The sequence below is a fragment of the Sorangium sp. So ce406 genome, assembly GCF_051474675.1.
In the GTDB taxonomy this organism is placed as follows: Bacteria; Myxococcota_A; Polyangia; order Polyangiales; family Polyangiaceae; genus Sorangium; species Sorangium cellulosum_G.
In genome coordinates this window covers 4,219,473-4,231,871 of sequence record NZ_CP150340.1, presented here as the reverse complement: position 1 = coordinate 4,231,871, position 12,399 = coordinate 4,219,473, and the positions used below count along the sequence as shown (strand labels likewise).

Sequence of the window (12,399 nt, the reverse complement as noted above, 5' to 3'; positions counted from 1 at the left end):
CGAGACGGCACGAGGGGGGCGGTTTGCTACCCCGATGCGCTCCGCTTGTCAAGCGGCGGCGCCGCCGCGCCGGCGGTCCGTGTCACCGCGTGTTGCCCGCGCTTTCCCCGTCGTTTTTCGGCCGTTTCGCCCCGGATTGGACGCGTTCCGACCGCGGGAGGAGAGACGCGCTGCGCGCACGAGAGCTCCGTGCCGCGCCGTGTCCCGGCCTCCACGATGACGTACACTCCGCCCGTGCGAACCGCCTTTCTTACAGCACGCTTCGCCTCGGTCGGCGCATGTTCCGCGTGGTGCGCAGGCCTCGCCGTCGTGTCCGCCTGCATCGCCTCGGCGCCCGAAGGCATCCGCCGGCAGACCGACGGTGACGGAGGCGGCGGCGGCGACTTCGGCGTGGACCCGCAGGCCACGGCGTCGTCCACCAGCGCCGGGCTGCCGAGCGCCGATCCGCACGCGCTGCTCGGCGCCGACCCGACGCACGGCCCGTTCAACGGGGGCCAGCGCGTCCTCCTCCACGGGAACGGCTTCAGCTCCAAGGTCCGCGTCTGGTTCGGCGACGTCGAGGTCGATCCGTCCGCGATCGTGCCGATCGATCCCAACCGGGTCCAGGTGGTCGCGCCCCCGGGCGCGGCCGGGCCGGTCGAGCTGATCGCGCAGAACGGCGACGACACGTCGACCCGGAGGGCGCTGCCGGGCGGCTACGTCTACGACGCGCTGTACGCGTCCCCGTCGAGCGGGCCGATCTCCGGCGGGACGACGATCGAGCTCATCGGGCAAGGCACGCGCTGGGACGCGACCACCATCGCCAGGATCGATCAGAAGCCGTGCACGTCGCTCGCGGTCGAGGGGCCGAGCCGGCTTGTATGCACCGTGCCCCGGGGCACGCCGGGCGCGAAGACGGTCGCGGTGACCACCGGCGACGAGACGATCCTCGTGCTGGACGGCTACACCTACGAGGACAGCACGAACGGCTACAAGGGCGGGCTCAGCGGCGCGCCGCTCGCCGGGCGGCTCAAGGTCCTCGTCTACAACAACTTCACCGGCGACCCGATCCCGGGGGCGCGCGTCGTCGTGGGCAGCAGCCTGACGTCCGCGCTCACCGGCGAAGCGGACGCGTCCGGCGTCGCCGTGTTCGAGGACGCCTCGCTCGACGCCCCGCGGACCGTCACGGTCGCGGCGACGTGCCACAGCCCGATCTCGTTCGTCGATGTGCCGGTCGACACGGCGACCGTGTACCTGGATCCGGTGCTCACGCCCGCCTGCGGCGCTTCCGGGGATCCGCCGCCGCCGGTCGGCGGCAAGGTGGGCACCGCCGGGGTGATCGACGGCGAGCTCGTCTGGGACGAGTCGCTGGACCCAGGCGGCGCCGCGTGGAGCAACGTCCCGACCCCGCAGCGCGAGGCCGAGCGCCAGGTGGCGTACGTGTTCACGACGGGGAGCGATCCGCTCGCGACCTTCAAGCTGCCGCCCGCGATCCAGGCGATCACCCCGACGACGCCGGGTGACCTGGGGCACGGGTTCACGATGTACCTCGCGCCCGGCAACCGCTCGCTCTATGCGCTGGCGGGCCTCGAGGATCGATCGGCGGTCCCGCCGCGGTTCACGGCGTACGCCATGGGCATCGTCCGCGGGATCCCGGTGCTCCCGGGCGAGGTGGCGAGGGGCGTGTTCGTGCGGATGAGCCAGCCCCTCGATCACGCCCTCGCGATGGACGTCACCGCGCCCGCGAAAGGCCCCAAGGGGCCGGACCGCATCCAGGCGAACGTGTCGCTGATGATCGGCAACGACGGGTTCGCCACGCTGCCGATCGGCGCCCAGAGCCCGCTGATCCCGTTCGACGGGCGGCTGACGTTCGTGGGCGTGCCGCCGCTCAACCGCGATCTGCTCGGCGCGAGCTACCACTCCTCGGCGCGCGCCGTCACCGGCCAGGCCGGGCTCGCGCCGCTGTCCGTCGTCGGGCGGGTCCTCTCGACCACCACGAGCGAGCCCGTGGGCATCGGCGACTTCGTGGGCGTGCCGACCCTGGAGACGCCCGCGCAGAACCGCGCCTGGGACGGCGCGCACCTCGCCACCACGTTCAGCGCGGGCGCGCCCGTCGACCTCAGCGTCTACGACATCGCGAGCGGGAACGGCCTCATCCGGTGGACCATCGCCGTGCCGGCGGGATCACACGCGATCGAGGTGCCGGACATCCGGCAGCTCGGGATCGACAACGGCTCGATCCCGCCGGGGCCGATCACCCTCGGGGTGTACGGGGCGCGGATCGACGGCTTCGACTACGGCAAGCTCGTCTACCGGCAGCTCACGCCGCAGGGGATGACGGCGTACTCCCTCGACAGCTTCAGCGCGCACCTGTGATGAACACGCCGGTCCACACCACGCGCGCCCGTCGATGGAGCGCAGGCCGCCGCGCGCGACGATCCGCGGCGGCCGCGGCCCTCACGGTCGCCGCGCTGCTCGGGCTCGCGCTCTCGCCGAGCTGCTTCGACCGCGGCACGCGGTGGGGCGACATCCCCGACGAGCCGCCGCCCCCGCCGCCCTGCGCGACCGGCGACATCCGGTGCGGCGCGGACCTCGCGCGCTGCGAGGAGACCGACGCGGGGCCGGCCTGGGTGACGGTCGACGATTGCGCCGCCCAGGGGCTCGTGTGCGCGTCGGTGGAGCTCGGCTGCAGGCCGTGCGTGCCCGGCACCACCTCGTGCCGCGGGCAGGAGGTCGTCGCGTGCGAGCCGGACGGCAGCTTCGGCGGCGCGCTCGACACGTGCGACACGGGCGCGGGCGAGGCGTGCCGGGGCGGGAGCTGCCTTCCGCTCTGCGCCGTCGCCGAGGTCGAGCGGAGCAACGTGGGGTGCGAGTACTGGGCGGTCGATCTCGACAATGCGCGGATCGACGCGACAAACAACGCGGCGGCGCAGCAGTTCGCGGTCGTGATCTCGAACCCGCAGCCCGACGTGCCGAACGAGGTCCACATCTTCCAGGACGACGGCGCGCCGGGCGACCCGCCCGCGCCCGTGGAGATCGCGAGCGCGATCATCGCGCCGCTCTACCTCCAGGTGTTCAAGCTCGGGCCGCGCGAGGTCGACGGCAGCCCCGAGGGGGAGTTCAACACGGGCACGCACACGGCGCTCACGCGCCACGCGTACAAGATCACGTCGAAGTTCCCCGTCGTGGCGTATCAGTTCAACCCGCTGGAGAACGTCAACGTGTTCTCCAACGACGCGTCGCTCCTGAAGCCGCGCGAGGCGCTGACCTACAACCCAGGTGTCATGTCGACCGCGTACGTCGCGACCGGGTGGCCGCAGACCATCGCGAGCACCGACGACCCGGACACGAACTTCAACCCGCTGAACCCGATCGATCTGCGGGCGTTCCTGACCATCGTGGGGACGCGCGACGGGACGACGGTCCAGGTGCAGACGACGGCGAGGGTGGTCGGCGGCGGGCCCGTGCCGGAGACGCCGGCGAACGGGTCGATCGAGGTCGAGCTCGGCGCGTTCGACGTGCTCAACCTGGAGACCGGCGGGTTCAACGCGGACTTCACCGGCTCGATCGTCAAGGCCGACCAGCCGATCGCTGTGTTCACCGGCGGCGAGGCGTCGGACGCGCCCTACTTCAGGACGCTCGCGGACCGGCGCTGCTGCGCCGACCACCTGGAGGACCAGCTCGACCCGATCCGCGCGACGGGCAAGCGGTTCGCCGTGCCGCACACGCCGAACCGGTCGCAGACGGCGAAGGAGGCCGGCGCGCGCATCGAGGTCGTGCCCGAGCCGGAGTACGTCAGGATCATGGCGGCCACGGGCAAGGGCGCGGAGATCACGACGACCCTGCCGCCGCCGGACGACCGGATCACGCTGTCCTCGCTGGGCCAGTTCCACGACCTGACGGTGTGGGGCGACTTCCTGATCGACAGCTCCGAGCCCCTCGTCGTGTCGCAGATCATGGCCAGCCAGAACGCGACCGGGGTCAGGCAGGGCCTGCCGGGCGGAGACCCGAGCCTCCTCATCCTGCCGCCCGTCGAGCAGTTCCGGCAGGACTACGTGTTCCTGACGCCCGACAAGTACGCGTTCGACTTCATCTCCGTGGTCGCGCCGCCGTCCGCCGTCGTGCAGCTCGACGGCGTGACGCTCGGAGCGGAGGAGTGCGAGATCGCTCCCGCGGACGGCCTCACGGACGAGCAGCGCGGGGGCGGTGCGCCGCCGTTCGTCGTCTACCGGTGCCAGCTCAGCTTCGCGACGATCGATCCGGAGAAGCAGGCGCCCGACAACGTGCTGCCCGGGAGGCAGCGCGACGGCGTGCACCGGATCGCGGCCTCCGCGCCCGTGGGGCTGCTCGTGACGGGGTTCGACTCGTTCGTGAGCTACGCGTACGCGGGCGGCACCGAGCTCCGGGAGATCGCGGCGCCTGACTGAGCCGGCGCGCGGTCACCGTCGCCTCGCGCCGCCCTTCACTTCGCGCCGTTGCCGAGCAGCCCCTTCAGCTTCACGACGAGCTTGAGCGCGTCGAGCGGCGCGAGCCGGTCGACGTCCACCGAGCGCAGCGTCTCGATGACCGCCGCCTGCTCCGGCGGCACCGCCGCCTGCGCCGGGGCGAACAGGTCGAGCTGCGCGGCGCCCGAGCGCGAGCGGCCGCGCAGTGAGGCGTGCTTGCCGCCCGGCAGCGCGGCGCCCGACTCCAGCGTCGCGAGGATCGCCCGGGCGCGCGCGAGCACCCCCTCGGGGACGCCCGCGAGGCGCGCGACCGCCACGCCGTAGCTGCGGCTCGCGGGGCCCGCCTCGAGCTTGTGGAGGAAGATCACGTCGTCGCCGTGCTCGCGCGCCGCCACCGAGTAGTTGGCGATGCCCGGCGCGCGCGCCGAGAGCTCCGTCAGCTCGTGGTAGTGCGTCGCGAACAGGGCGCGGCAGCCGACCGCCTCGAACAGGTGCTCGGCCACCGCCCAGGCGATCGCGAGGCCGTCGTACGTGCTCGTGCCGCGGCCGATCTCGTCGAGGATCACCAGCGAGCGCCGCGTCGCGTCGCGGAGGATCTCCGCCGTCTCCCGCATCTCGACCATGAACGTGCTCTCGCCGCGCGCGACGTTGTCGCTCGCGCCGACGCGCGAGAGGATCCGGTCGACGAGGCCGATCTCCGCCTCGCGCGCCGGCACGTAGCTGCCCATCTGGGCGAGCACCACGATGAGCGCGACCTGGCGCATGAGCGTCGACTTGCCCGCCATGTTGGGGCCCGTGATCAGCCAGAGCCGCTCGCCCGCGAGGTCGAGGCGGGTGTCGTTCGGCACGAAGTGCCCCGCGGCCGCGAAGCGCTCGACCACCGGATGGCGGCCGTCGCGGATCGCGATCGCCTCGCCCGAGGTGACGTGCGGCCGGACGTAGTCGTTGCGGTGGGCGACGTCGGCGAGGGCGGCCGCGACGTCCCACGCCGCGAGCCTGCGCGCGAGCGCGCGGAGCCGGCCCTCGGCCTTCGCGACGAGGGCCCGCAGGCGATCGAACAGCGCCGTCTCCCGCTCCAGGGCGCGCGCCCCGGCGTGCTCGATCTTGTCGGCGAGCTCGTCGAGCTCGTCGCTCGTGTAGCGCTCGCCGGTCGCGACGGTCTGCTTGCGGCGGAAGGTCTCCGGGACCTTGCCGACGTGCGCGCGGGTCACCTCGATGTACCAGCCGAACACGCGCGTGTACTTGACCCGGAGCGACGGCGCGCCCGTCTGCGAGCGGAGCTTCGCCTCGAGCGCGAGGATGAGCTCGGTCGCGTTCTTCTCCACGGCCCGCGCCTCGTCGAGCTCCTTGTCGTACCCCTCGCGGAAGATGCCGCCCTCGCGCGTGTTCGGCGGCGGCCGCTCGATCAGCGCGGCGGTCAGCTCGGCGCGCACGTCGGCGGCGAGATCGAGCGCCGCCGCCTCGGCGAGGAGCGGCTCCGCCGCCGCGCTGCCGAGGTCGGGGATCGACCGCACCGCGGCGACCGCCGCCGGGGCCGCCGCGAGGCCGTCGCGCAGGCAGCCGAGGTCGCGCGGCGTGGCCTCGCCGAGGAGCGCGCGGACGCTGAGGCGCTCGAGGTCGCCGACGCCGCCGAGCGCCTCCCGCAGCTCGCCCCGGGCGCGCGGGTGCGAGACGAAGAGCTCCACCTCGTCGAGGCGCCTGCGGATCCCCGCCACGTCCGCGAGCGGCGTGAGCAGGCGGCGGCGCAGCAGGCGGGCGCCGCCCGGGGTGACCGTGCAGTCGACGACGTCGAGCAGCGTGCCGCGGCGGCCCCCGTCCGCGGCGCGCACGAGCTCGAGGTGCGACTGGGCCGTCTCGTCGATCCGCAGCGTGCCCGAGGTGTCGTGCGGGGCGATGCGGCGCACCGGGATGCGCGCGCCCGGGCTGCAGCGGCGCGCGAAGCGCAGCGCCCGCGCCGCCGCGCGCACCGCCGGGAGCGGGTGCTCGGCCAGCGCCGCCGCCGAGATCGGCTCGAGCGCGGCGTCGTCGAGGATCGACGCGACCTGGGCGCTGTCGAGATCGTCGTCGTCGCGCAGCGCCGCGCGGCAGGCGAGCGACGTCGCGGCCGCGCGGACGTCGGGCAGATCCCGGGCGATCAGCGCCTCGCGCGGGTCGGCCCGGGCGAGCTCTGCGAGCAGCGTCGCGGCGTCCGGGATGGAGGTGGCCGAGAGCTCGCCCGTGGAGAGATCGAGCAGCGAGAGGCCGTACGGCCCGCCCGTCGCGCCGGCGTCGCCGCGGGGCACGCCGCCCCCATCGACGGCGGCCAGGTAGTGGTTGGCGCGCGCGTCGAGCTGCTCGCTGTCGGTCACGAGCCCCGGCGTGACGACGCGCACCACTTGCCGCGGCACGAGCCCCTTGATCTTGGAGGGATCCCCGCACTGCTCGCAGATCGCCACCTTGTGGCCGAGCGCGAGGAGCCGCGCGATGTAGCCGTGCGCCGCGTGGTGCGGGACGCCGGCCATCGGGACCTCCTCGGGCTCGCCCTTGTTGCGGCTCGTGAGCGTCAGGTTCAGCGCGCGCGATACGAGGACCGCGTCGTCGTTGAACATCTCGTAGAAGTCGCCCATCCGGAAGAAGAGGATCGCGTCAGGGTGAAGCGCCTTCGCTTCCTCGTACTGGCGCATCACCGGCGTCAGCTTCTTCCTGGCCGCGGGCTGCTCGGACGGATGCATCGCCGGCGTCTTAGTCTCGACGCCCGGTGAGGTCTACGCGGGATGCGTACGTTCGTTTCGCGGTTTTCGTGGAAAAATCGGCGTCAAATTCGCAATGACGCGTGAGCCGACGCGCTCACCCAGCGGCGACCGCGCGTCGGCGCCGCGCGCGCTGGGCGCGCGGGCTCGACGAGCGGCTCACCTGAACCGGCGCGTCACGCCGACGCTGCGCGCGCTCAGCAGGATCAGCCCCTGGAGCGAGCCGTCGGTGATGGCGAGCTCCCCCGTCGCGGGGACGAGCCGGATGGCCTGCGGCTGCAGCTCCACGAGCTCCCTGCTGTCGCTGAGCCGCACGAGCAGCGGCGTGAACGCGCCCTGCGTGGTGAAGCGGAACTGCATGTCCTGCTCGGGCGCGCCGCCCGTCACCGCGAAGCGGAACATCGGGTTGACGAAGGCGCCCAAGTCGCCGTCGGTGACCCGCCCGTCGTCGGGCGTGTGCACGACGCGCCCGTTGAGCCGCGCGAGGCGCTCGTCGCACGCGTTGCGGCACCGGCCCGTCTCCGGGTCGGCGACGACGTGGTGCAGGAAGCCGGCGCCGCCGCTCTGGACGACCCACTGGCCCGCGGCGCGGACGCCGAGCTGCACCTCGCCGCCGAAGCAGCACGCCGCGAACGCGACGTCGTCGACCGCCGGATCGCGCGACTCGAGCGTGAGGTGGTCCTCGTAGGCCTCGACCACGCGGAGCCCCGGGCGCGACGTGATGACGCTGCCGTACTTCGCGTTGCAGCTCTCGAACGAGCACGCCTCCGCCTTGTCGCTGTCCCAGTACGCGGCGTCCTCGGCGGGGAGCGCGGACGTGATCTGCACGAAGTCGGCGAGCTGCGCGGCCCGGGCCGGTGCCTCGCGCGCGTCGACGCCGGCGGCGACGAGCTGCTCCTCGACGCTGGCCTGGCTCTGCACGCCGCGGCGGCAGAAGCGCGCGTCCGCGCTCCCCACCGCGCCGTCCTCGCCGAAGCGGACGAACGTCCGGGTGAACCCGGGGAGCACGCCCTCGTAGGTCACCGTCCACGTCTCGTTGGCGAGGTGCACCCGCGGATCCTCGAGGTTCATCGACAGCGCGTGCTGCGGCTCGCCGGACCTCAGCACGAGCCCCTGCTCGTCGAGCAGGGTCTGACCGCTGTCGGTCGCCTGGATCGGCTCGCGCTCGACGCCCACCGCGAGGGTGAGCGCGGCCGCGTCCCCGGACGGGAACGTGGCGCGCATCTTCGGGCTCTCCGCGGAGAACGGCACGACCGTGCCGGTGCGGTCGTAGAGGACCGGCAGGCCTTGCACGCCGGGCTCGAGCTGGCCGGCGCTGTCGCTCGTCACGACGTAGTTGGCCGAGCGGGGCGCGTGCGGGGTGACGACGTTGCAGGAGACCTCGCCGCTCGTCGCGAGCGGGTCGCCGGTCGGCGCGCCCTCGCCGCAGCCCGCGCGCGCGCTGCCGACCGCGGGCCCGCGGCAGGCCGCGTCGAGGTCGTCCACGTCGATGATCGCGACCTCGCCGTTCGTGAGCACGAGGTAGGCGAACGAGCCCCGGAGCTTCAGCGGGCCGGCGCCGGCGTCGCGATCGGACGACGTACGGTACAGTGTCTCGATGTCGCACGAGGCGACGTTGCTGTCGCACGTCCTGAGGCGCGGGTCGGGATCGCACCGGATCCCCTCCGGCGCAACGCCCGTCGCGGGCAGGCTGGCGGGGGCCTCGCGCTGCACGACGGCGAGGTCGCGGACGGGCGCCTGCAGGCGGATCCGGTCGGGCGGCTGGAACGGGTTCCACTCCGGATGGGGGCGCGAGAGCGGCGCGCGGCTGGCAGCGCCGTCGCTCACGTCGAAGACCATCACGCTGCCGTCGCCCGCGTCGACCGCGTAAAGGTAGCGACGGAAGTCGGGCGGCGACGCCGGGCTCACCGCGACGCGGCTCGTCGTGACGACGCGCTCGGGATCGAGCGTCGACGAGGGCAGGAGCGGGGGCAGCTCGATCGGATCGCACGGCGTCGGGACATCGACGACGTGGATCACCGGGGCGTCGAGATCCGCGATGAACAGCCGGTCGCCGGCGAGCGCGAGCCCCGCGGGCCGGGGCGCCTCGACGGCCTGCGCCGGCCTGGCCGAGGCCGCCGGCGCGACGCACTCCGGGCCGTGCGGCGCCGCGCCGGGCGCCGCGGCCGGCGGGAGCGAGGCCTGAAGAGGGACCCACCGCTCCACCTCGCACGGCGCGAACCCGCCCTCCGCGTACCGCTCGTCCTCGAGGAGCGTCTGCGCGTCGATCACGGCGAAGCCGCCGAGCTCCGGCATGCTCACGATGAGCTTCTGCCGGCCGAGCCCTTCCTGGCTCAGGTCGCCGCTCGCGCTGCCGCACGCGTCGCCGGTCGCGTCGGCCTCGCCGGGGCTCGCCGGGTCGATGTCGTAGTCGCTCGAGCACGAGCTCCGCAGCTTGCCGTCGGGGTCCGGCGGGTCGGAGACGAGCAGGATCTCGCCCGGCGGCGAGCCGAGCGAGCAGGAGGGCCACGAGGTGAGCGCCGGGACCGGGCACCCCTCGCGCGGCAGCACCCTGGCCGACGGGAGCGCGAAGATCCCCTCGCGCCCCGGCTCGGCCACGGAGACGAACGACGCGGTGCCCCCCCGCGTCGCGACGATGTCGACCGGCTGCGCGCCCACCGGGAGGAAGCTCGCGCCGGGCGTGCCGGAGTCGAGATCGAGGATCGGCGAGCGCTCCGTGGTCATGTCGATGACCGCGACCTCGCCGCGCGACGTCTGCGTCACGAGGGCGTAGAGGTGCGGCAGCGTGGCCCTGCCCCCGTCGTCCTCGTCGACCTCGAAGTCGCTGGGCGAGTCCGCGGTGCGGTACGAGCAGTCCGTGATCGGGAGCGAGCGCAGGACGCCCGGCTTCCCCGGATCGGGCTGGTCGATGGCGAGGCAGACGAAGGCGCTCCGGCCGGACTGCGCGAGGGCCTCGACGTCGACCGGCGTGGCCTCCCCGGCGCACCCGGCGAGCGCCAGGGCGGTGGTGGGGGCGAGGAGCGCGGCGCGCTGCTTCATTGGGACTCCCGGGGCGGGACCGGCTTGCCCACCGTGAGGATCATCGATCCGAACGTGTTCGCCTTGCGCATGTCGAGGTCGACCACGCCGAGGTACGAGTCGGTGAAATGCGCGATGTACATGAGGGAATAGGGTTCGCAGGCGTCGTCGCCCGACGAGCAATCGCAGCGCTCCTTCTCGTCGCCGCACGCGTGGCCCGTGTCGAACGCGAGCGCCTGGGGGCCGCGCCCGGTGCGGATGACGCCGTCGATGCGGCGCGCCTCCGGGTCGTAGGAGAACGCGAGGCCCGAGTCGAACGCGAGCGCGAAGACCCTCCGGTGGCGCGCGCCGTCGGCGCCGATCACGTGGCCCACCTCGACGCGGGACGGGTAAGCCGCGAGCGGCGCGGCGTCGCGGATCGCGAGCGTCTCGTAGGCCGCGGCCCACCGGCCCTCGGACTCGGTCGGCTCCCGCTCGACAAGCGTCGTGGTGAGCTCGCCGATGAGCAGCGAGTTCGGGTAGCGGTGCGCCACGAACACCTGGATCGGGATCGCCGCGCACCGCGCGAGGCACTCGAGGTCGTCGTCCCCGCAGCCCGCCTCGCACGCCTGCCGCTCGCTCGCGTCGACCGCGATCCCGCGGGAGTCGGAGCCGCTCGCGAGCGCGCTGATCCGGGTCGCGGTCGACTGGAACAGGAGCGCCGGCGCGGGGTCTGCGGTCTCCTGGTACCGGAGCAGATCGAGCTGCGGCGCCGCGACGTACGTGAGCGCGAAGGTGGGCTGGTAGTCGATCGCCTTGGCTTGTGCCCTCAGCCGGCCGACGAGGCGCGGGGGCGGCACGGCCGCGAGCTCCGTCGGACCGGAGGCGAGATCCGTGAGGACGCCGGCGAGCTGGGGCCTCGTGCCGATCGTTTCTACGTTCTCCCACGGGTTCACGATGACGCTCGCGATGTTCTCCACCTGGTGCGAGACGACGATGCTCCTCCCGTCCGGGCCCGCGGCGATGCCGAACGGCTCGAGCGGGAGCTTGCGCCGGATCCGCTCCTGGCCCGGATCCTCGCCGATGCGGTGGTCCCTCCCGCAGCGCCCGCCCGTCGCGGTCGCGCCGCAGTCGAGCTGGAAGCAGGCGTCGCCCTCGCAGCGCTGCGCCGCGGGGGCGTCGGTCCGGTCGTCGGCGACGTCGAAGAAGGTCACCGAGGGGTCGCCGCGGACGGGCACGAACAGGCGGGCGAGCGGGCCCTCGGTCGCCGCGGGCTCGTCGAGCGGCCGGTGCACGAGGACGAGGTTGGACGCGAACGCGCCGATCACGGCCGAGCGACGGACGATCTCCTCGTCGCCGTCAAGCGTGGAGATGTCGAGCGGCCCGCACGGCCCCGGATAAAGGAGCGGCGCGGCGTTGAGCTCCAGGCCCGCCGCCTCGCACGCCGCGCTCACGCTCGCGCCGGCGCCCGCCTCCGGCGGGTTGAGCGACGCCTGGAGGCCGAGCGCCCGCCGGCGCAGCCGCTGGAGATCCAGCGCCTGGACCGTGCCGCCGTTGAACTGGAGATCGAAGTCCGAGTTCGCGACGTAGAGGACCCGCCCGCCGGGGGACGCCGCGATGCCCGACGGGAAATAGAGCCCCTCGACCGGCGGCGGGAGCCCTTCGCTGTCCACGAAGCAGCCGGCCCCCCCGAGCCCGCCCACGATCGAGGCCGCGAGGCCTGCACCAAGAATGCGAGGTGTCCGGAGAAGTGCGCAGGCGAGCGTCATGCGGGCGCGGAGACTAGTCAGCACCACGAGCACTGGCAACCCGCTCCAGGAGTTCGTTTGCGGCGGACGTGCGCCGAACACGCCGGCACCGGCGCGCCCCGCGAGCCCGCCGCCAGACGGCGGCGAGCGCGCCGCGCGGATTCCGTGTACGGGTGTACCGGGGAGGCGCGCCGCCCCGAGCGCAGGGACGCCGAGCGAGAAGACGCCGTCACCCCCGCTGCTCCAGAAGGGGAGTGCCGCGCCGTGCGGGGCATGACGTCATCGACGTCGCCGCGCGACGGGCTTCCCGGCGGGAAAGCGGAGGAGCGCGCTCTCCTGCGCGCCTGCCGCAGCGCAGCACGGGCGCAAAGCGGGCTGGCGAGCGCGCACGGCTCGGCAGAGCACCTGCTCGCGGCTCGCTGTGGCGCCCGTCCGCCATGGGTCGCGCGCGGTACGGCAGGACGCGAAGGAGCCTTCCTGCGTCGGCAGGTGCCGAGGTGC

General features: G+C 73.9%; 5 protein-coding genes. 2 read left to right on the top strand and 3 right to left on the bottom strand.

Annotated features, from left to right (window positions below; translation table 11 throughout):
- Window positions 1–309: 309 nt before the first annotated feature.
- Together WME96_RS15640 and WME96_RS15635 are read left to right on the top strand one after the other, a co-directional pair.
- Window positions 310–2,355 (top strand): IPT/TIG domain-containing protein, encoded by a 2,046-nt coding sequence (locus WME96_RS15640; protein WP_437290908.1) that lies wholly within the window; start codon window positions 310–312, stop codon window positions 2,353–2,355.
- Entirely contained in the window at window positions 2,355–4,406 is a 2,052-nt protein-coding gene (locus WME96_RS15635; protein WP_437290907.1) for an IgGFc-binding protein, read from the top strand. The genes WME96_RS15640 and WME96_RS15635 overlap by 1 nt, the downstream gene beginning before the upstream one ends.
- 35 nt (window positions 4,407–4,441) lie before the next feature.
- Here WME96_RS15635 and mutS read toward each other — a convergent pair whose 3' ends face one another.
- The 3 genes from mutS to WME96_RS15620 form a co-directional block, all read right to left on the bottom strand.
- Window positions 4,442–7,135, bottom strand: a complete 2,694-nt coding sequence (gene mutS, locus WME96_RS15630) for a DNA mismatch repair protein MutS (protein ID WP_437290906.1) — start codon at window positions 7,133–7,135, stop codon at window positions 4,442–4,444.
- 177 nt (window positions 7,136–7,312) lie between these two features.
- Window positions 7,313–10,192 carry a hypothetical protein gene (locus tag WME96_RS15625; protein WP_437290905.1) on the bottom strand — a complete coding sequence of 960 codons (2,880 nt, stop codon included), beginning with the start codon at window positions 10,190–10,192 and terminating at the stop codon, window positions 7,313–7,315.
- On the bottom strand, window positions 10,189–11,919 hold the full coding sequence (locus WME96_RS15620; RefSeq protein WP_437290904.1) for a hypothetical protein: 1,731 nt from the start codon (window positions 11,917–11,919) through the stop codon (window positions 10,189–10,191). The genes WME96_RS15625 and WME96_RS15620 overlap by 4 nt, the downstream gene beginning before the upstream one ends.
- Between the last annotated feature and the right edge of the window lie 480 nt (window positions 11,920–12,399).